Source organism: Ralstonia sp. R-29, from assembly GCF_049913345.1.
GTDB lineage: Bacteria > Pseudomonadota > Gammaproteobacteria > Burkholderiales > Burkholderiaceae > Ralstonia.
On sequence record NZ_CP184377.1, the window covers coordinates 274,042 to 292,126 of the forward strand.

Genomic DNA, 18,085 nt, shown 5'->3' on the forward strand with positions numbered 1-18,085 from the left:
CTGCCGTTTTCAGCCAGCGCTTTCTATGCCCTTCACCCTGCATGGCATTCCAGTTTCGCGCGGCATTGCTATCGGCCGCGCCCACATGCTGGCGCGTGCGGCACTCGATGTGTCGCACTACCTCGTCGACGAAGACAAGCTCGATGCTGAAGTCGAGCGCCTGCGCAGCGCCCGCGCCACCGTACGCGCCGAGCTGATCGCGCTCAAGGGGGACCTGCCTGCCGATGCGCCGGAAGAGATGGGCGCTTTCCTCGACGTGCACGCGATGATCCTCGATGACGCGCTGCTCTCGCAGGTGCCCGAGACGTTGATTCACACGCGCCGCTACAACGCTGAGTGGGCGCTCACCACGCAGCTTGAAGAGTTGATCCGCCAGTTTGGCGAAATCGAAGACGAATACCTGCGTGAGCGCAAGGCGGACATCGAGCAGGTGGTCGAACGCATCCTGAAGGTGCTGGCAGGCGCGCCGGCGCTGGCGCCCGCGCCCGTGGCCGTTGGTTGCGACCCGGATGCCGGCATGATCGTCGTGGCGCACGATATTGCGCCGGCCGACATGCTGCAATTCCGCGGCCAGACCTTCGCCGGCTTCGTCACCGATCTGGGCGGGCGCACCTCGCACACCGCGATCGTGGCGCGCAGTCTTGATATTCCGGCAGCCGTGGGCGTGCACAACGCGAGCACGCTGATCCGCCAGGACGACGTCGTCATCATTGATGGCGACAACGGCATCGTGATCATTGATCCGAACACCGCCATCCTCGAGGAATACCGCCACCGGCGCAGCGAAAGCGAGTTGCAGAAAAAGCGCCTCGAACGCCTGCGCCACACGCCCACCGTCACGCTCGACGGCACGCAGATCGATCTGCTGGCCAACATCGAGATGCCCGAAGACTCGGCCACGGCCGTCAAGGCGGGCGCCGTTGGCGTGGGCCTGTTCCGTTCCGAGTTCCTCTTCATGGGCCGGCGCGGCGCGTTGCCGGATGAAGAAGAGCAGTTCCGTGCGTATCGCACGGCGATCGAGTCGATGAAGGGCCTGCCGGTCACCATCCGCACGATCGACATCGGCGCCGACAAGCCGCTCGACATCCGAGACGATGTGTTCGAGACGGCGCCGAATCCGGCGCTGGGCCTGCGTGCGATTCGCTGGTCGTTGTCAGAGCCGGCGATGTTCCTGACGCAATTGCGCGCGCTGCTGCGGGCGTCCGCGTTCGGACCAGTGAAGATTCTCGTGCCGATGCTCGCGCACGCCCGTGAGATCGACCAGACGTTGGAACTGCTGGAACGCGCCAAGGCGTCGCTCGATGAAGAGGGCGTGGCCTATGACCCGACCATCAAGGTCGGCGCCATGATCGAGATCCCTGCGGCCGTGCTGATCCTGCCGGTGTTCCTGCGCCGGATGGATTTCCTCTCGATCGGCACCAACGACCTGATCCAGTACACGTTGGCCATCGACCGCGCTGACAATGCGGTCGCCCATCTGTACGACCCGTTGCACCCTGCGGTGTTGCAACTGATCGCGCGCACCATCCGCGAGGGGCACCAGGCTGGCAAGCCGGTGTCGGTATGCGGGGAAATGGCGGGTGATGCCACCATGACGCGCTTGCTGCTCGGCATGGGGCTGACCGAATTTTCGATGCATCCGTCGCAACTGCTGCGGGTCAAGCAGGAGATCCTGCGCTCGGATCGCCCGCGTTTGATGCGCGAGGTCGATCGCCTGCTGCAAAGCTGCGAACCGACCGAAATTCAGGATGCCCTCGGGGCGCTGGCTCGCGCCTGATCTGCCCATCTTTTAGGCGCCGGCCGTTGCGCCGGCGCGTCGCCTTTGCAGGCAAAAAATCCCCATCTAAGTGATTGAAATTGCACGTCTTTTCGTGAAAAGACGGTTGGCGTGCACCCGCATGTCCCTGTCCGCAGAATGGGGTCGAACAAGAATTGTTCTCATTACCATTCTCTGTTATTCTGGGTTTCACAGCGCGTTTCGAGTGCTGCGGAGGAACCCCCGTGTACGTCTGCATCTGCAACCAAGTGACCGACCGCGAAATCCATGGCGCCGCCCGTCTGGGCGTGTCGACAATGGACGAACTCGCCGAAACGCTCGGCGTGGGGACGTGCTGCGGACAATGCCGGGACTGCGCCAAGCAGGTGCTCGCCGAAGCGGTGAGCTGCATCCCCGTCGACCAAGTGTTGGGCCGTGCAAGTACGCATGCCATAATCGAGCGTCGCGACGAGCCCGTCGCCAACGACCAAGCCGTCTCGGCCAGCGCGTTGGCTGCCTGACTCCCCGTTTTTCCTCCGATCTGTTTTCGCCGCGATCTGCCGCCCGGGCCTTTAGCCTCGGCGGCACGTGTTGCTTCTTGGGTCAGGCTCTGGGCTCGCCTTGAGCGGACGCATGTGTGCGTCCATCACTGCAGTTGCAATTTGCTGGAGCCCCAAGCATGAAAGGCGATAAGAAGGTCATCCAATATCTGAACGCGCAGCTCAAGAATGAGCTGACGGCCATCAACCAATACTTCCTCCACGCGCGCATGTACGGCCACTGGGGGCTCAAGCGCATTGGGGACCACGAATACAAGGAGTCGATCGGCGAGATGAAGCACGCCGATCGCCTGATCGAGCGCATCCTGATGCTCGACGGCCTGCCGAACCTGCAGGACCTCGGCAAGATCTTCATCGGCCAGGACACGAAGGAAATCATCGAGTGCGATCTGAAGCTCGAACGCGCTGCACATGGCACGGTGGTCGAAGGCATTGCCTACTGCGAGTCCGTCAAGGACTACGTCAGCCGCGAAATCCTCGTCGACATCCTGGATGACACGGAAGAACACATCGACTGGCTGGAAACGCAGCTGGAGCTGATCGACAAGGTTGGCATCCAGAACTACCTGCAATCGCAGATGGAGCCTGAGGGCGAGTAAGCCGCATCGGTGAGCAAAAAAGAAGGAGGCCTTGGCCTCCTTTTTTGTCGCCCGCGTTTTAGCGAATCAGTGAGCGCCGCCGCAGACCGGGCAAGACGGCTGGCGCGCGGCGCGCATGGTCGTCCATTCCATCGACAGACCATCCAGCATCAGCAGGCGCCCCGCCAACGAACGGCCAATCCCGGCGACCAGCTTGAGCGCCTCAGCCGCCTGCACCGTGCCCACCATGCCGACCAGCGGTGAGAACACGCCCATTGTCGCGCAGGCAACTTCCGGCGCAGGCTCGTCGGGTGGGAACAGGCAGGCGTAGCAAGGGCCACCGGCACGGCTGTCGAATACGCTGATCTGCCCGTCGAAGCGGATTGCAGCACCCGACACAAGCGGCACGCCGGCGCGTACGCACGCCAAGTTGGCCGCCTGGCGCGTGGCGAAGTTGTCGGAGCAATCAAGTACGACGCTGACGCCATCGAGCAGCGCACCGAGGGCATCGGCGTCCAATCGACGCAGCACAGCTTGCACGCGCACATCCGGGTTCAGCCGCGCGATGGCTGCCCGCGCCGATTCCACCTTCGGTTGTCCGACCGATTCGGTCGTGTGGATGATTTGGCGCTGCAGGTTGGTCAGGTCGACGGTGTCGTCGTCAACGATGGTGAGCGTGCCCACCCCGGCTGCCGCAAGGTAGGGCAGGGCCGCAGCGCCGAGCCCGCCCGCGCCGATCACCAGTGCATGCGCTTCAAGCAGGCGCGTCTGGCCTTCGATGCCGATTTCGTCGAGCAGGATGTGGCGCGAGTAGCGCAGCAGTTGTTCGTCGTTCATGGCGGTGCAATGAAAAAGGCCGTGCAGTGCACGGCCTCGTAAGTTTGCCAGTCTTGGCCGATCTGTGTATCAGCGGTTACCGGTCGGTTCCGGTGCCGGAATCACGCCGCTGGCCGGAACGTTCGGCTTCGGCTCGGAAGCCGGAGCAGCCTTGCCCTTGGGCAGCTTGGCGGGATTGCTCGACTCCTTGGCTGCCGGCGACTTCACCGCCTTGTCCGGCACCGCGGCCGCAGCGGTTTCCAGCACCGACTTCGAGCGCTTGACCGGCTGACCCTTCAGGTCGGCAATCGCTTGTTGAAGCATGAAGTCGTCGGCCGAACCGAACTCGATCGGCTTCTTGTTGCGTTCCTTCTCGCGCTGCTCGGGCGTCTTCTTGGCGTTTTCTTCTTCCAGGCGACGCAGCTCTTCAACGCGGCGCTTTTCGCGCTCGGTCATCTCGGCTTCTTCCGATTCCTGCTTGTTGTGCAGGTGGCGCTCGGTGTCGATCTCGCGGGTGATCAGCGCGTCGTCCGGGTCGCCGTCCGGGTTCTGATCAACCGGAATATCCGGGCGGATGCCCTTGGCCTGGATCGACTTGCCCGACGGCGTGTAGTAGTACGCAATCGTCAGCTTGATGCCGGTGTCGTTCGACAGCGGACGCACCGTCTGCACCGAGCCCTTGCCGAAGGTCGTTTTGCCCATCGTCTTGGCGCGGTGATGATCCTGCAGCGCGCCAGCGACGATTTCCGAGGCGGAAGCCGTGTAGGCGTTGGTCAGCACGATGATCGGCACGGTCTTGAACTCGGGGTCCAGGCCGACCAGCGGATCGGAATCGAGGTTGCTCAAACGGTAGTTGGTGAAGCTCGTCTTGTACGTGCGCTTGGCATCCGGCACCTGGCCGTTGGTCGACACCACCGTCACATCAGGCGGTAGGAACGCAGCCGACACGCCCACAGCGGCTTGCAGTACGCCACCGCCGTTGTTGCGCAGATCCAGGATCAGGCCCTTGAGGTGGCCATCCTGCTTTGCCAGGTCATTGAGCCTCTTGGCCAGGTCCGGCACCGTGCGTTCCTGGAAGCTGGTGATGCGCACCCAGGCGATACCGTTGTCCAGCATCTTGGCCTTGACCGACTGCACTTGAATTTCAGCGCGGGTGATCGTCAGCGGGAAGGTGCGCTCTTCCTTCTTGCGATAGATGGTGAGCGTGACCTTGGTGCCCGGTGCGCCGCGCATGCGCTTGACGGCTTGCTCCAGCGGCATGCCGCGCACGGGTTTGTCATCGATACGGGTAATCAGGTCGCCCGGCTGCACGCCGGCGCGGAAGGCGGGGGTGTCTTCAATCGGGTTGATGACCTTGACCAGGCCTTCTTCCTGGGAAATCTCGATACCCAGGCCGGCAAAGCGGCCCTGGGTGCCTTCCTGCAGCTCCTGGAAGTCCTTCTTGTCCAGGTAGGCCGAATGCGGGTCGAGGCTGGCGACCATGCCCTTGATGGCTTCGGTCAGCAGCTTGTCGTCATCCACGGGCTCGACGTATTCGCGCTTGATCTGGCCAAAAATGTCAGACATCAGGCGCAGCTTTTCCAGCGGAAGCGGCCCGACCGTCGCGTTTTGGGCGGTGGCGGAGAGCTGGAGCGTCGCCAGCACCCCGGTGACGAGGCCGATGGCGATCAAGCTGATGTTCTTGAGCGAAGTTCGCATGTGTCGAGCGTGGACGTGGGAACAGTAGATAAACATGGCCCGGGGTGGCGAATGCACATCCCGGGCTACAGGCTTCGACAGTATAAAGGCGTTGAGGTGCCCCGCGCCTTGTTACGCCTTATTTCGACTTGCCTTGGCTGGCCACCGCCGCGAGCGACGCGGCAATCGCTTCCTGGTCGCCCAGGTAGTAGTGGCGGATCGGCTTGAGGTTGGCGTCCAACTCATACACGAGCGGCGTGCCATTGGGGATGTTCAGCCCGACGATGTCCGCGTCGGAGATGCCGTCCAGATACTTCACCAGCGCGCGAATGCTGTTGCCGTGCGCGGCGATGACGACGCGCTTGCCGCTCTGGATGGCGGGCGCAATCGACTCTTCCCACAGCGGCATCACGCGGGCGACGGTGTCCTTCAGGCATTCGGTCAGGGGCACTTGCTCGCGCGTGAGGCCAGCGTAGCGCGGGTTGCCGAAGGCGTCGTTGTCGGCACCGGGCTCCAGGGCGGGCGGCGGCGTGTCGTAGCTGCGGCGCCAGACCAGGACTTGCTCATCGCCATACTGCGCGGCAGTCTCGGCCTTGTTCAGGCCCGACAGCGCGCCGTAGTGGCGCTCGTTCAGGCGCCATTCGTTGCGGGTCGGGATCCACATCAGGTCCATTTCGTCCTGCACGTGCCACAGCGTGCGGATTGCGCGCTTGAGCACCGAGGTGTAGGCCAGATCAAAGGTGAAGCCGGCTTCGCGCAGCAGTTTGCCGCCTTGGCGGGCCTGGGCGACGCCTGTGTCGGTCAGGTCGACGTCGACCCAGCCGGTGAAGCGGTTCTCCAGATTCCACGTCGATTCGCCGTGGCGGATGAGGACGAGCTTGTGCATGACTGCCATGATGAGAAGTGAGAAAACCTGCACGCGGCCATTCATCGTTCGGCCGCCGAAACCGGCTATTTTATAATGCCGCGGGCGCCGGGCCCCCGAACCGTTCGAATGATGCCCGCCAGACTCATCCAGGAAACCGATACCGTGAAGTTCTTCGCCGATTACAACAACCTTGCACTGCTTGCTGTCGCCATCGTTTCTGGCGGTTTGCTGGTCTGGTCGTCCATTCAGCGCCGTATTGCGGGCGGGGGTGGCGCCAAGGTGAGTGCCTCCGTCGCAACCCAACTCATCAATCGTCGCAATGCCGTGGTGGTGGATGTGCGTGAAAGCGGTGAATACGCGACTGGCCATCTGCCGCAAGCCAAGCATGCGCCGCTTGGCGAGTTGGAAGGCAAGGCGGCTGGCCTTGCAAAGAACAAAGAGACCCCCATCATCCTCGTATGCCAGACCGGCCAGCGCGCCGGGCGGGCGCAAGCAGTGTTGAAGCAGGCCGGTTACAGTGAGGTCTATTCGCTCGAGGGCGGATTGGCCGCCTGGCAGCAGGCAGGCCTTCCGGTCGTCAAATAAAGAAACGAGGTTTGAAGTTATGGCGCACGTGGTCATGTACAGCACCACCGTCTGCCCGTATTGCGTGGCAGCGGAACGACTCCTGAAGCAGCGCGGCGTCGAACAGATCGAGAAGATCCTGATCGACCGCGAACCCGGCAGGCGCGAAGAGATGATGACGCGCACGAACCGCCGCACCGTGCCGCAGATCTACATCGATGAGCGCCACATCGGCGGCTTCGATGATCTGTCTGCGCTGGACCGCGAAGGTGGCCTCGTGCCGTTGCTCGCCGCCTGACCCGGCGACCAGCACGCCACACCAAAATGCCCGGTTTCGACCGGGCGTTGTACTTTTGGGCCTGCTCTCATAGCGGGCACCATTTGGTCATGTACCATACGCGTCTTGCGCGGCGGGCAGGGTCCGCCAAGCACAGACCACATCCCATTTTGAAGGCGAGTCATGAGCGACCAGCAACAACAGCAACCGGGCCAGGATGGCCAGCCGTTCTTCAACATTCAGCGCGTGTACCTGAAGGACCTGTCGCTGGAACAGCCGAATTCGCCGCACATCTTCCTCGAGCAAGAACAACCGTCGGTTGAGGTGCAGGTGGACGTGTCCGCCTCGCAACTGGCCGAGGGCGTGTTTGAAGTGGTGGTGATCGGTACGGTCACGACCAAGGTGCAAGAGAAGGTCGCCTTCCTGGTGGAAGCCAAGCAAGCCGGTATCTTCGACATTCGCAACGTGCCGGGCGAGCAGATGGACCCGCTGCTGGGCATCGCCTGCCCGACCATCGTGTACCCGTACCTGCGCTCGAACATTGCCGACACCATCGGCCGCGCTGGCTTCCAACCGATCCACCTGGCCGAGATCAACTTCCAGGCGCTGTACGAACAGCGTCTGGCGGCCGCCATGGAAGAGGCGCAAGCCGCTGGTGGCAACGCTGGTCTGGTGATGCCGGACGGCTCGAAGGCCACGCACTAAACACGAGGCGCACCGCGCCAGAAGCCCGCGCTGGCCACATGCTCGCGCGGGCTTTTTTTGTCTGACTGATTGAGACTCAAGCGCATGCGAATTTCCGTTCTCGGCGCTGGCGCCTGGGGCACTGCCCTGGCCAGCCATGCCGCGCAATCGCACGACGTCGTGCTGTGGGGGCGTGACGCCAGCCTGGTTGCGCAGATGGTCGCCACGCACATCAACGCAACCTACCTGCCGGGCATCGCGCTGCAGCCGTCGCTGCAATTCGATGCTGACTTGCAAGCCGCGCTCGACCATGCGGCGGGCGACGATGCACTGGCCGTCATTGCCTCGCCGGTTGCCGGGCTGGCGGACCTGACCCGCGCGATTGCGGCGCACGGCACTGTGCGCAACGTGATCTGGTTGTGCAAGGGCTTTGACCCGCAGACCAGCGCGCTGCCGCACGCCATCGTCGCCGATGTGCTTCAACAGACCGGACGCACAGATCTGGCGGTGGGCGTGCTCTCCGGCCCGAGTTTCGCCAAGGAAGTCGCACAGGGTTTGCCGTGCGCCATGACGGTTGCATCGACCAGCGACGCGCTCTGCAAGCTCACGCAGCAGGGCTTTCATCACCACGCGATGCGCGTGTATGGCAGCGATGACCTGGTCGGCGTGGAAGTGGGAGGCGCGGTTAAAAACGTGCTGGCCATTGCGACGGGCGCGGCGGATGGTCTGGGCCTCGGCCTGAACGCGCGTGCCGCGCTGGTAACGCGTGGGCTGGCCGAGATGACCCGCCTGGGCTTGGCGCTAGGCGGCCGGCCGGAAACGTTCATGGGCCTGACGGGGATGGGCGATCTGCTGCTGACCGCTACCGGCGATCTGTCACGCAACCGCACCGTTGGCATGCAGCTCGCGCAGGGCCGCACGCTCGACGACATCCTGCATAGCCTTGGCCATGTTGCCGAAGGCGTGCGTTGCGCGCGGGCTGTTGCAGCGCTGGCGCGCGCCAAGGGCGTGGATATGCCCATCACCTTTACGGTGTGCGAAGTTCTGTTTGATGGACTCGCACCGGCGCACGCGGTGGAGCGCCTGTTGCAGCGCGACGCTAAGTCGGAGTCCGCACGCTAAATCGATTGGGATGGGGGGCGGTGCGCTCAGACGCCGCCCGCGAACCCGTTCTGCCGCCACGCTTCAAATACGACCACGGCCACGGTGTTCGAGAGATTCAGGCTGCGGTTGTTGGGCCGCATTGGCAGGCGAATGCGCTGCGAGGTTGGAAACCATTCGCGGCGCTCTTCCGATAGCCCACGCGTTTCCGAGCCAAACACAAACCAGTCGCCGGGCTGGAACGCCATGCCGGCAAATGGCGTGGAGCCCCGCGTGGTGAGCGCGAACATGCGCGCGGGGTCGGGCTGCGCGTCACGCAGGAAGGCGTCCCAATCCGCATGCACGCGCATTGTCGCGTATTCGTGATAGTCGAGCCCCGCGCGGCGCATGCGAGCGTCTTCGAGTGGAAAACCCAATGGTTCGATCAGGTGCAACTGCGCGCCCGTGTTGGCGCACAGGCGGATCACATTGCCCGTGTTAGGCGGGATTTCGGGCTCGACGAGGACGACGTTGAACATGGCGGCGGCAAGAGAATGTCGGCGGCGAGCTTATCTACATTGCATGGGGTTGTCATCCCGCCACAGCCGTCTGGTCGAGCTGCGGCGGAATGTCGCATAAGCACGCGATCAAGGCGTACGCAAGGCGACCACGTTCGTGATGCGCGCCGCGCCCGCGCGTTTGAGCTGCGTGGCGACTTCGCCGAGGGTGGTGCCGGTGGTCATCACATCGTCGACCAAGCCGATGTGGCGCCCTGCGATGGCGGCTGCATTCGCCACCTCGAAGGCGCCGTGCAGGTTGGCGAGGCGTTCGGCGCGGTCCAGCGTGGCCTGGGCGGGGTTGTCGCGCACGCGGCGCAGTCCGTCGGCCCGCGCCGAAATGCCGAGCTGTTTGCCCAATCGGCGGGCAATCTCCCACGCTTGGTTGTAGCCGCGCGAGCGCAGGCGCGTGGCGGAAAGCGGCACGGGTAGCAACACGTCGGGCAATCCGCTGGGCGCGGCGCGTAGCGCATCGCCCAAGCGCTCGGCCAGCCAGGCCGCCAGCGGCAATTGGCCCCGAAACTTCAATCCCGTAACGATGTGGTCGAGCGGCCAGACGTAGTCGGCAATGACCACGGTAGCGTCGTAGTCGGGCGGCCCGGCCAGGCAAGCGGGGCAATGCCGGGCGCGATGGTGCGCCTTCAGCAGGATGGCGCACTGGACGCAGCGCCGCTGATGCAGTAACGGGGTCAGGTCGCCCATGCAGCCGGCGCACACCAGATCCCGCTGCACCGCGCCGCAGATAGCGCAGGCACACGGCAACAGCTGCCGTAGGTCGGCGCGGAACCAAATACGCAAGAGAGGTCGGTGCATGGAAAAAGCCGCTATCCAAGCCGATTTCTGGCCCGGGCGCTATCGGACAACGCCCTGAACAGCCGGCCGGTATACTTGTCGGCCGCTGTTCCAGCCCTGTCTTGCTGATGTCCGATCCCATCCTTGCCCGTCCTGCCGCTTTGCGGCGCGCCTTCGACCGCCGCGCCGCGCGCTTTGCCGATGCGGATTTTCTGCTGCGCGAAGTCGGGGCCCGGATGCAAGACCGGCTCTCCTACATCAAGCTGGCGCCGTCGCGTGCGGTGGATCTTGGGTGCGGCCTCGGACAAGGCCTGGCGGTGCTGCGCGCGCAGTATCCGGACGCGCAGATCTGCGGCGTGGACTGGTCGGCCGCCATGCTGGCGCGGGCGCAGCAGCTCGACCCGCAGCGCACCGACGCCGGCTGGCTCGGCCGGTTGCTCAGGAAGCGCCCCGTCTTCGATTTTGCGCAGGCGGATTTCCGCGCGCTGCCGTTCGCCAATGGCACGTTTGACCTGCTGTGGTCCAACCTGGCGCTGCATTGGGACCCCGCTCCGCACGCCATCTTCCCGGAATGGCACCGCATTACCACCGAGGGCGGTCTGCTGATGTTCAGTCTGTTCGGCTCCGATACCCTGCGCGAACTGCGCAGCGCCCTGGCCGGCATCGACTCAGGCGTCCATACCCTGCGCTTTGTCGACATGCACGACATTGGCGACATGCTGGTACATAGCCGCTGGTCCACGCCCGTGATGGACATGGAACAGCTCACCATCACCTACGAGACGCCGCAGGCGCTGCTGGCGGATGTGCATTTGCTGGGCGGCATGGCTGGCTTGACCGATGGCGAAGGTCGCAATCTGGCCGGCGCTGGCCTGCATACACCACGTTGGCGCCAACACCTGATCGATGCACTCGACGCGCAGCGCAATGCCGACGGCCTGATTCCGCTCACGTTCGAGGTCGTCTACGGTCATGCGTGGAAGCTCGCGCCCAACCCGCGACAGGCGCTCGACGAGCAAGGGCGCGCCATGATCCCGGTGGATCAGATCGGCCGCAAACCGCGCGCCTGATACCCATTTCGGTGCATCAACGGTATTGACCGCACCTTGTCAAGCCGGGACTTGCATAAAGGCGCTTTGCCTTGTTTGGGGTCAAATGCAGCCATATACTGTGCCGGTTTGTCGCAGCAGTCCCCAAAGGCCTATCCCGTTATTGTCGCGGGCGAACCGATCGGGTATGCATCTGAGGCAGGAGTGGTTCAATGCATGACATGGCGAATGTGTGCGTTGGTACTGCGCTCCAGCCAGCGTGCGGCGCCTCCACCATCCCGGAATCGCCGCGGAAGACCTGGCTGATGAAGCGAAACTGCTCGCTTTCACCCCGCCAGCTTGGCTGGTTCACCCTCTCGATTGTCATCCCTCCGTTCGTGATCGCTTCGTTCTTTGCGTGGCAAGGGGCGTGGTTTGTGTTGCCGTTCTCCGGCCTGGAGGTCGCGGCTCTGGCGTGGGCGTTGCTGTACCATGCCCGGCACGCCGCCGACTACGAGCACATCTGGCTGGACGCGGATGCGCTGGTGGTTGAGCAGGTCAGTGCCAGCCGGCAGGTACGCCACGTGTTCAACCCACGCTGGGTACGTGTGGTGCTGGAGGGGCCGCTGCGAGAGCAGGTCGCGCTGTGTTCGAGCGGACGCGTTGTGCGAGTGGGTAGATTTCTTGACCCGGCTGGCCGGCGGCGTTTCGCAAGCGAGCTTTCCCGGTGTTTGGAGCTTGGGTCGCCACCCCAGGCTTCGTGAGCCTCGCACCGGGGCAGAGTGGAATCTGTAAATTGTGGGACAACCAAAAATGAAAATGTTGAATAAGACATTGGCAGGTTTGCTGGCGGCAGGTTCTCTCCTCGCCCTCAGTCAAACGGCCCAGGCAGTGGAAGACATGCCGGGCGGCCCCGCAGTACGCCAACTGAATCTCGCGCCTCCGGTCACCAAGATCGCCGCCGAGATCCACTGGCTGCACTGGATGATGCTGGTCATCTGTATCGTGATCTTCATCGGCGTGTTCGGGGTGATGTTCTACTCCATTTTCAAGCACCGTAAGTCGGTCGGCCACAAGCCCGCGACGTTCCACGAAAGCACCACGGTTGAAATCATCTGGACCATCGTGCCGTTCCTGATCGTGATCGGGATGGCGCTGCCGGCGACCAAGGCCGTGGTCGCCATGAAGGACACCACCAATTCCGACCTCACCATCAAGGCCACCGGTTATCAGTGGAAGTGGGGTTACGACTATCTGAAGGGCGAAGGGGAGGGCATCTCGTTCCTCTCCACGCTCACCACCCCGCGTGACCAGATCAACAACCAGGCGCCCAAGAGCGAGACCTACCTGATCGAGGTCGACAACGAGCTGGTCGTGCCGGTCAATCGCAAGGTGCGCATCGTTACCACGGCCAACGACGTGATTCACTCGTGGATGATCCCCGCGTTTGGCGTGAAGCAGGATGCGATTCCGGGCTTCGTGCGCGACACGTGGTTCAAGGCCGAGAAGGTCGGCGTGTATCGCGGCCAGTGCGCTGAGCTGTGCGGCAAGGAACATGCGTTCATGCCGATCGTCGTGCGCGTGCTGTCGCAGGACGATTACACCAAGTGGGTCGACGGCAAGAAGAAGGAAATGGCCGCCAAGGCCGATGATCCGACCAAGACCTACACGCTGGACGAACTGAAGTCGCGCGGCGAGAAGGTCTACGCCGCCAACTGTGCGGTGTGCCACCAGCCGAACGGCAAGGGCGGTGGTCCGTTCCCGGCCCTGGACGGTTCGAAGATCGCCAACGGCCCGCTGGCCGGCCACGTAGATATCGTGCTGCACGGCAAGGCGGCAATGCCGCCCTGGGCCTCGGCGCTCAACGATGTGGAAATCGCTGCCGTCGTCACGTATGAGCGGAACAACTGGGGCAACCATACCGGTGATCTGCTGCAACCGTCGCAAGTGAAGGACGCGCGCGGCGGCAAGATGCCTGAAGGTGGCGCCAAGACTGCCGCCACGCAAGCCCCCGGCAACGCTAGCTGATTGATCGTCTGCTGATCGTCTGCGTAAGGAAAAAATCCAAGGAGTTCGTTGAGATGAGCACCGCTGTTACGCACCCACAAGATCACGCGCACGGTCATGGAGACGACCACGCGCACGACCACCCGCACGGCTGGCGCCGTTGGCTGTTTGCGACCAACCATAAGGACATCGGTACGCTGTACCTGCTGTTCTCCTTCATGATGCTGCTCTCGGGCGGCACGCTGGCGCTGCTGATCCGCCTGGAACTGTTCCAGCCGGGCCTGCAGTTCTTCCATCCGGAACTCTTCAACCAGTTCACCACGCTGCACGGCCTGATCATGGTGTTCGGCGCGATCATGCCGGCCTTCGTGGGCTTTGCGAACTGGATGATTCCGCTGCAGGTCGGCGCGTCCGACATGGCGTTCGCGCGGATGAACAACTTCAGCTTCTGGCTGCTGCCGCCCGCGGCACTGCTGCTGGTGGGTTCGTTCTTCGCCCCGGGCGGTGCCACCGCTGCCGGCTGGACGCTCTATGCGCCGCTGTCGGTGCAGATGGGCCCGGGCATGGACATGGCGATCTTCGCGGTGCACATCATGGGTGCCTCGTCGATCATGGGTGCGATCAACATCATCGTGACCATCCTGAACATGCGCGCCCCCGGCATGACGCTGATGAAGATGCCGATGTTCTGCTGGACGTGGCTGATCACCGCGTATCTGCTGATCGCCGTGATGCCGGTGCTGGCAGGCGCGATCACCATGGTGCTGACCGACCGCCACTTCGGCACGAGCTTCTTCTCAGCCGCCGGCGGTGGTGACCCGGTGATGTACCAGCACATCTTCTGGTTCTTCGGGCACCCCGAGGTGTACATCATGATCTTGCCGGCGTTCGGTATCGTCAGCCAGATCGTGCCGGCCTTCGCGCGCAAGCCGCTGTTCGGTTACAGCTCGATGGTGTACGCCACGGCGTCGATCGCCATCCTGTCGTTCATCGTGTGGGCGCACCACATGTTCACGACCGGCATGCCTGTGACCGGCCAGCTGTTCTTCATGTACGCGACGATGCTGATCGCGGTGCCGACCGGCGTGAAGATCTTCAACTGGGTGGCCACGATGTGGCGCGGCTCGATGACGTTCGAGACGCCGATGCTGTTCGCGATCGGCTTCATCTTCGTGTTCACGGTGGGCGGCTTCACGGGCCTGATCCTGGCCGTGGCCCCGATCGACATCCAGCTGCAGGACACTTACTACGTGGTGGCGCACTTCCACTACGTGCTGGTGGCCGGTTCGCTGTTCGCGCTGTTCGCGGGCTTCTACTACTGGGGCCCGAAGTGGTCGGGCTACATGTACAGCGAGACGCGCGGCAAGATCCATTTCTGGGGTTCGATGATTACCTTCAACCTCACGTTCTTCCCGATGCACTTCCTGGGCCTGGCCGGCATGCCGCGCCGCTATGCGGATTACCCGCAGCAGTTCGCCGACTTCAACGCGATTGCGTCGATCGGTGCGCTGGGCTTTGGCCTGATGCAGGTGTATTTCTTCTTCTTCGTGGTGCTGCCGTCGTACCGCGGTGGCGAGAAGGCCGCCGACAAGCCGTGGGAGGGCGCGGAAGGCCTGGAGTGGACCGTGCCCTCGCCGGCGCCGTTCCACACCTTTGAAGAACCGCCGCACGTGAAGTAATGCAGGTGTCGCGAGGTCGGCCAGTTCCGGCCTCGCGATCCTCCGGACAACGATGTCGAATCCAGAAAAAAGCCCAACGCCCGAGCAACGCGCTGCAAATCGTCGCCTGGCGTTCATCCTTGGCACCATCGCGTTGGTTTTCTTTCTGGGTGTGATTTTCAAGCGCGTGGTGTTTGGCGGTTAGCCGGGCACGTGGCTGCTGAACCAACATTGCATATGAGCCAGACACCGAACCCAAGCGACAAGACCATCGAACGCGGCCTGAACCGGGCCATGCTCGGCAAGCTGGCCGTCGTAGTGGTGATGATGTTCGGCTTCGGCTACGCACTGGTGCCGCTGTACAAGAAGATCTGCGAAGTCACCAACATCAACGTGCTGAATACGCGTGACGAGGATGGCGGCGCGCTGCGCAATTCGCAGGTCGACAAGACGCGCACGATCACGGTGGAATTCGATTCGAACAGCCAAGGGCCGTTCCGCTTCCGCCCGGTCAAGAACAGCATGGAAGTTCACCCCGGCGAGATCAGTCAGATCGTCTACGAAGTGGTGAACAAGGAAGGGCGCACGGTGGAGGCGCAAGCCATCCCGAGTTACGCGCCCAAGCAGGCAACGGAGTTCTTCAAGAAGATCGAGTGCTTCTGTTTCAAGCAGCAGACGCTGACGGCCAATGAATCCCGTGAGATGCCGGTGGTGTTTGTGATTGATCCGGATCTTCCCAAGGACGTGAAGACGATCACTCTGTCCTACACTTTCTTTGAGATTCACGCACCGTCCGCCATCAAGCCGGCGATGCCGACCAAGGGAACGTGAGGACATGGACGACCTGAAGGAAGCGACCAAGCGACGCGCATCATTCGCGCAGACGATGAAGGCGGTGTTCTGGTCGTTCTTCGGGGTGCGCAAAGGCCGTGATCATGACAAGGACATGGCGCAGTTGAACCCGGTGCACGTGATCATCGCGGGTGTGTTGGCGGCGGTGCTGTTTGTCATCACGCTATTGCTGATTGTGCGCGCAGTGGTGGGTTAGAAGGTTGAGGAGACGGCCTACGTAGTCGGCAGGACAGGCCGGGCAACACCAGAGTGGATTGTTAAAAAAACAGAGCTGGAGAAAAACAGATGAGTGCGAATCGAGCGAACGCTCCGTACTACTTCGTGCCTGGGCCGTCGCGGCATCCGATTTCGGCTTCCATCGGTCTGCTGATCTTGCTGCTGAGCTCAGCGGCGTGGGTGAACGCGCAGCCGTGGGCGCCGTGGACGTTCCTGGTGGGCCTGCTGTGGTTCCTGTTCGTGCTGCGCGCGTGGTTTGCCGACGCCATCTCCGAATCCGAGGGCGGCAAATACGGCGAACGCGTGGACGCCTCGTTCCGCTGGTCGATGAGTTGGTTCATCTTCTCAGAAGTGATGTTTTTCGCGGCGTTCTTCGGCGCGCTGTTCTATGCCCGCACCATCGCCATGCCGTGGCTGGGCGATCTGAACAACAAGCTGCTGTGGCCCGACTTCAACGCGCTGTGGCCGAACGCCGGCCCGGCCGGCACGGTGTCGCCGTTCACGACGATGGGGCCGTGGCCGATTCCGACCATCAACACGGCACTGCTGCTGACTTCGGGCGTGACGCTCACGTGGGCGCACCATGCGCTGCGTGAAGGCAAGCGTGCTCAGGTCATCCAGGGCCTGCTGCTGACGATCGTCCTGGGTTTCACGTTCATGGGCTTCCAGGCGTTCGAATACATCCACGCGTATCACGAACTGAACCTGAAGCTGACGTCCGGCATCTACGGTTCGACGTTCTTCCTGCTGACGGGCTTCCACGGTTTTCACGTGACGATGGGCGCGATCATGCTGTCCGTGGTGCTGGGCCGCGTGATCAAGGGGCACTTCACGCCGGAGCACCACTTCGCGTTTGAAGGTGCCGCGTGGTACTGGCACTTCGTGGACGTGGTCTGGCTGGGCCTGTACGTGGTCGTGTACTGGCTTTAAAGGGTTCGGCGGGGCGACGTGCGCGTCGCCTGCGATTCACCAATGCCGCAGACGGGACACCGCTGCGGCGTTTTCGTTTTAGCGGCGCCTTTAGTGGCGCCTTTATTGGTGCCTATTGGCCCATGGGGATGCCGGTGCTGTGAATCCACCCCAACCGGTTGGCCACCAGAATGAAGATGAACAGCGCAATCGAAAAGCCCACGCGGAACATCAGCGAGCGGACGGTGCGGTTGCTGTGGCCCTTGTCGCGCATCAGGAAGAACAACGCGGAAGCAAGGCTGCCGAGAATCAGCAGAAACGCAATGGCAACGACGATGCGCATGGAGTTGGAAAGGTCGGAAATGAGTGTCGACGATTATCTCACCGGGTTGCTGGGTGGATGGGTGCAATGACTGTGCGTGTGCCGATGCGCCAATGGTTCGCGCCCGTGCCGATGCTGGCTGGCGTGGCGCTGATTGCGCTGACCTGCGCGCTGGGTCGCTGGCAGCTTGCCCGCGCGCAGGAACGCATCGACCGGCAGGCGCGCATCGAAGCGCTGCAGAATGCGCCCGCTCAACGCATCACCGCGCAGCCTGTGGCGGCCGATGCGGTGCTGTATCGGCCAGTGTTATTGCGGGGCACGTTTGATGTGGCGCATACGGTGTTGCTCGAGAATCGCCCGCACGTGGCGCAGGGCGTTTCACAGCCGGGGTTTGAGGTGCTGATCCCACTGATGCTGGAGGGCGCGGGCGGACCGGTGGGGCCACATGCGGTTTTGGTCAACCGGGGCTGGCTGCCGCGCGATCCGATGGACCGCACACGCATTGCGCCGTACACCACGCCGGCGGGCGAAGTGCAGGTCGAAGGGATCGCCGTGCCCCATGCGAGCCGCGTCTTCAGCTTGGGGTCAAAGAACGGCGCAGGTGAAGTCGGCCAGCGACTTAGGCAGAATATCGACCTCGACGCGTTCTCGCGCGAAATCGGCGTGCCGCTCCAACCGTTTGTCGTTGAGCAGCAATCCGACGCGCAAGACGGCCTGGCGCGCGATTGGCCGCGCGCAGACTTAGGCGCGGACCGCAACTATGGCTATGCATTCCAGTGGTTTGCGATGGCGGCAGCGGTCCTGGCGCTGATGGTCTTCTACAGCGTGCGACGTTATCGTCGCTTGGCGGCTGCCTCGGGGCCCGTCTGAAAACGAACTCACGT

The 18,085-nt window shown here is 63.1% G+C and carries 22 protein-coding genes; 16 read left to right on the top strand and 6 right to left on the bottom strand.

Features of this window, described 5'->3' with window-relative positions:
• The first annotated feature begins 25 nt into the window (after positions 1-25).
• The 3 genes from ptsP to bfr all read left to right on the top strand — a co-directional run bounded on the left by ptsP (position 26) and on the right by bfr (position 2,915).
• Positions 26-1,777: a phosphoenolpyruvate--protein phosphotransferase gene (gene ptsP, locus ACN9M1_RS01315; RefSeq protein WP_426396728.1), complete on the top strand. Its 1,752-nt coding sequence runs from the start codon at positions 26-28 to the stop codon at positions 1,775-1,777.
• A 224-nt stretch (positions 1,778-2,001) separates the two neighbouring features.
• Positions 2,002-2,277 (top strand): (2Fe-2S)-binding protein, encoded by a 276-nt coding sequence (locus tag ACN9M1_RS01320; RefSeq protein WP_252676423.1) that lies wholly within the window; start codon positions 2,002-2,004, stop codon positions 2,275-2,277.
• A 158-nt stretch (positions 2,278-2,435) separates the two neighbouring features.
• Positions 2,436-2,915 carry a bacterioferritin gene (gene bfr / locus ACN9M1_RS01325; RefSeq protein WP_004637092.1) on the top strand — a complete coding sequence of 160 codons (480 nt, stop codon included), beginning with the start codon at positions 2,436-2,438 and terminating at the stop codon, positions 2,913-2,915.
• Between the two features lie 66 nt (positions 2,916-2,981).
• Here bfr and ACN9M1_RS01330 read toward each other — a convergent pair whose 3' ends face one another.
• The 3 genes from ACN9M1_RS01330 to gpmA form a co-directional block, all read right to left on the bottom strand.
• Positions 2,982-3,731, bottom strand: a complete 750-nt coding sequence (locus ACN9M1_RS01330; protein ID WP_426396731.1) for a HesA/MoeB/ThiF family protein — start codon at positions 3,729-3,731, stop codon at positions 2,982-2,984.
• Between the two features lie 69 nt (positions 3,732-3,800).
• Positions 3,801-5,408 (bottom strand): S41 family peptidase, encoded by a 1,608-nt coding sequence (locus ACN9M1_RS01335; RefSeq protein ID WP_426396733.1) that lies wholly within the window; start codon positions 5,406-5,408, stop codon positions 3,801-3,803.
• Positions 5,409-5,526: 118 nt separating this feature from the next.
• Positions 5,527-6,273, bottom strand: coding sequence for a 2,3-diphosphoglycerate-dependent phosphoglycerate mutase (gene gpmA / locus ACN9M1_RS01340; RefSeq protein ID WP_426398906.1), 747 nt, complete (start codon positions 6,271-6,273; stop codon positions 5,527-5,529).
• Between the two features lie 144 nt (positions 6,274-6,417).
• Here gpmA and ACN9M1_RS01345 point away from each other — a divergent pair, with 144 nt between their 5' ends.
• The 4 genes from ACN9M1_RS01345 (at position 6,418) to ACN9M1_RS01360 (ending at position 8,902) form a co-directional block, all read left to right on the top strand.
• Entirely contained in the window at positions 6,418-6,840 is a 423-nt protein-coding gene (locus ACN9M1_RS01345; RefSeq protein ID WP_426398907.1) for a rhodanese-like domain-containing protein, read from the top strand.
• Positions 6,841-6,859: 19 nt separating this feature from the next.
• Complete coding sequence (gene grxC, locus ACN9M1_RS01350) at positions 6,860-7,117, top strand: glutaredoxin 3 (RefSeq protein ID WP_426396735.1); 258 nt, start codon at positions 6,860-6,862, stop codon at positions 7,115-7,117.
• Between the two features lie 162 nt (positions 7,118-7,279).
• Positions 7,280-7,801 carry a protein-export chaperone SecB gene (secB, locus tag ACN9M1_RS01355; RefSeq protein WP_426396738.1) on the top strand — a complete coding sequence of 174 codons (522 nt, stop codon included), beginning with the start codon at positions 7,280-7,282 and terminating at the stop codon, positions 7,799-7,801.
• Between the two features lie 84 nt (positions 7,802-7,885).
• Positions 7,886-8,902, top strand: coding sequence for an NAD(P)H-dependent glycerol-3-phosphate dehydrogenase (locus ACN9M1_RS01360; RefSeq protein ID WP_426396740.1), 1,017 nt, complete (start codon positions 7,886-7,888; stop codon positions 8,900-8,902).
• A gap of 26 nt (positions 8,903-8,928) precedes the next feature.
• On the opposite strand, the gene trmL is transcribed toward ACN9M1_RS01360, so the two are convergent.
• Together trmL and ACN9M1_RS01370 are read right to left on the bottom strand one after the other, a co-directional pair.
• Complete coding sequence (trmL, locus tag ACN9M1_RS01365; RefSeq protein WP_426396742.1) at positions 8,929-9,399, bottom strand: tRNA (uridine(34)/cytosine(34)/5-carboxymethylaminomethyluridine(34)-2'-O)-methyltransferase TrmL; 471 nt, start codon at positions 9,397-9,399, stop codon at positions 8,929-8,931.
• 108 nt (positions 9,400-9,507) lie between these two features.
• Positions 9,508-10,230, bottom strand: a complete 723-nt coding sequence (locus ACN9M1_RS01370; RefSeq protein ID WP_426396744.1) for a phosphoribosyltransferase family protein — start codon at positions 10,228-10,230, stop codon at positions 9,508-9,510.
• A gap of 107 nt (positions 10,231-10,337) precedes the next feature.
• On the opposite strand from ACN9M1_RS01370, the gene ACN9M1_RS01375 reads away from it, so the two are divergent.
• The 8 genes from ACN9M1_RS01375 to ACN9M1_RS01410 all read left to right on the top strand — a co-directional run bounded on the left by ACN9M1_RS01375 (position 10,338) and on the right by ACN9M1_RS01410 (position 16,900).
• Entirely contained in the window at positions 10,338-11,279 is a 942-nt protein-coding gene (locus ACN9M1_RS01375; protein ID WP_426396746.1) for a methyltransferase domain-containing protein, read from the top strand.
• A 191-nt stretch (positions 11,280-11,470) separates the two neighbouring features.
• Positions 11,471-12,001, top strand: a complete 531-nt coding sequence (locus tag ACN9M1_RS01380; RefSeq protein WP_426396748.1) for a DUF2244 domain-containing protein — start codon at positions 11,471-11,473, stop codon at positions 11,999-12,001.
• 49 nt (positions 12,002-12,050) lie between these two features.
• The gene (gene coxB, locus ACN9M1_RS01385) at positions 12,051-13,265 is read left to right on the top strand and encodes a cytochrome c oxidase subunit II (protein WP_426396749.1); all 1,215 of its coding nucleotides are present in this window, start codon (positions 12,051-12,053) and stop codon (positions 13,263-13,265) included.
• A 53-nt stretch (positions 13,266-13,318) separates the two neighbouring features.
• Entirely contained in the window at positions 13,319-14,923 is a 1,605-nt protein-coding gene (gene ctaD, locus ACN9M1_RS01390; protein ID WP_426396751.1) for a cytochrome c oxidase subunit I, read from the top strand.
• Positions 14,924-14,975: 52 nt separating this feature from the next.
• Entirely contained in the window at positions 14,976-15,107 is a 132-nt protein-coding gene (locus ACN9M1_RS01395; RefSeq protein WP_426396752.1) for a cytochrome oxidase small assembly protein, read from the top strand.
• 32 nt (positions 15,108-15,139) lie between these two features.
• Positions 15,140-15,733: a cytochrome c oxidase assembly protein gene (locus tag ACN9M1_RS01400; RefSeq protein ID WP_426396754.1), complete on the top strand. Its 594-nt coding sequence runs from the start codon at positions 15,140-15,142 to the stop codon at positions 15,731-15,733.
• A 4-nt stretch (positions 15,734-15,737) separates the two neighbouring features.
• The gene (locus ACN9M1_RS01405) at positions 15,738-15,950 is read left to right on the top strand and encodes a DUF2970 domain-containing protein (RefSeq protein WP_426396756.1); all 213 of its coding nucleotides are present in this window, start codon (positions 15,738-15,740) and stop codon (positions 15,948-15,950) included.
• An 89-nt stretch (positions 15,951-16,039) separates the two neighbouring features.
• On the top strand, positions 16,040-16,900 hold the full coding sequence (locus ACN9M1_RS01410; protein ID WP_426396758.1) for a cytochrome c oxidase subunit 3: 861 nt from the start codon (positions 16,040-16,042) through the stop codon (positions 16,898-16,900).
• A gap of 112 nt (positions 16,901-17,012) precedes the next feature.
• Here ACN9M1_RS01410 and ACN9M1_RS01415 read toward each other — a convergent pair whose 3' ends face one another.
• Positions 17,013-17,222 (bottom strand): twin transmembrane helix small protein, encoded by a 210-nt coding sequence (locus tag ACN9M1_RS01415; RefSeq protein WP_063392667.1) that lies wholly within the window; start codon positions 17,220-17,222, stop codon positions 17,013-17,015.
• 66 nt (positions 17,223-17,288) lie between these two features.
• On the opposite strand from ACN9M1_RS01415, the gene ACN9M1_RS01420 reads away from it, so the two are divergent.
• Complete coding sequence (locus ACN9M1_RS01420; RefSeq protein WP_426396760.1) at positions 17,289-18,071, top strand: SURF1 family protein; 783 nt, start codon at positions 17,289-17,291, stop codon at positions 18,069-18,071.
• Positions 18,072-18,085: the final 14 nt, after the last annotated feature.

Coding starts and splice junctions, on each gene's coding strand:
- ptsP (WP_426396728.1), top strand. CDS start 26: ATGCCCTTCACCCTGCATGGCATTCCAGTTTCGCGCGGCATTGCTATC.
- bfr (WP_004637092.1), top strand. CDS start 2,436: ATGAAAGGCGATAAGAAGGTCATCCAATATCTGAACGCGCAGCTCAAG.
- ACN9M1_RS01330 (WP_426396731.1), bottom strand. CDS start 3,731: ATGAACGACGAACAACTGCTGCGCTACTCGCGCCACATCCTGCTCGAC.
- ACN9M1_RS01335 (WP_426396733.1), bottom strand. CDS start 5,408: ATGCGAACTTCGCTCAAGAACATCAGCTTGATCGCCATCGGCCTCGTC.
- gpmA (WP_426398906.1), bottom strand. CDS start 6,273: ATGCACAAGCTCGTCCTCATCCGCCACGGCGAATCGACGTGGAATCTG.
- grxC (WP_426396735.1), top strand. CDS start 6,860: ATGGCGCACGTGGTCATGTACAGCACCACCGTCTGCCCGTATTGCGTG.
- secB (WP_426396738.1), top strand. CDS start 7,280: ATGAGCGACCAGCAACAACAGCAACCGGGCCAGGATGGCCAGCCGTTC.
- ACN9M1_RS01360 (WP_426396740.1), top strand. CDS start 7,886: ATGCGAATTTCCGTTCTCGGCGCTGGCGCCTGGGGCACTGCCCTGGCC.
- trmL (WP_426396742.1), bottom strand. CDS start 9,399: ATGTTCAACGTCGTCCTCGTCGAGCCCGAAATCCCGCCTAACACGGGC.
- ACN9M1_RS01370 (WP_426396744.1), bottom strand. CDS start 10,230: ATGCACCGACCTCTCTTGCGTATTTGGTTCCGCGCCGACCTACGGCAG.
- ACN9M1_RS01375 (WP_426396746.1), top strand. CDS start 10,338: ATGTCCGATCCCATCCTTGCCCGTCCTGCCGCTTTGCGGCGCGCCTTC.
- ACN9M1_RS01380 (WP_426396748.1), top strand. CDS start 11,471: ATGCATGACATGGCGAATGTGTGCGTTGGTACTGCGCTCCAGCCAGCG.
- coxB (WP_426396749.1), top strand. CDS start 12,051: ATGAAAATGTTGAATAAGACATTGGCAGGTTTGCTGGCGGCAGGTTCT.
- ctaD (WP_426396751.1), top strand. CDS start 13,319: ATGAGCACCGCTGTTACGCACCCACAAGATCACGCGCACGGTCATGGA.
- ACN9M1_RS01395 (WP_426396752.1), top strand. CDS start 14,976: ATGTCGAATCCAGAAAAAAGCCCAACGCCCGAGCAACGCGCTGCAAAT.
- ACN9M1_RS01400 (WP_426396754.1), top strand. CDS start 15,140: ATGAGCCAGACACCGAACCCAAGCGACAAGACCATCGAACGCGGCCTG.
- ACN9M1_RS01405 (WP_426396756.1), top strand. CDS start 15,738: ATGGACGACCTGAAGGAAGCGACCAAGCGACGCGCATCATTCGCGCAG.
- ACN9M1_RS01410 (WP_426396758.1), top strand. CDS start 16,040: ATGAGTGCGAATCGAGCGAACGCTCCGTACTACTTCGTGCCTGGGCCG.
- ACN9M1_RS01415 (WP_063392667.1), bottom strand. CDS start 17,222: ATGCGCATCGTCGTTGCCATTGCGTTTCTGCTGATTCTCGGCAGCCTT.
- ACN9M1_RS01420 (WP_426396760.1), top strand. CDS start 17,289: ATGACTGTGCGTGTGCCGATGCGCCAATGGTTCGCGCCCGTGCCGATG.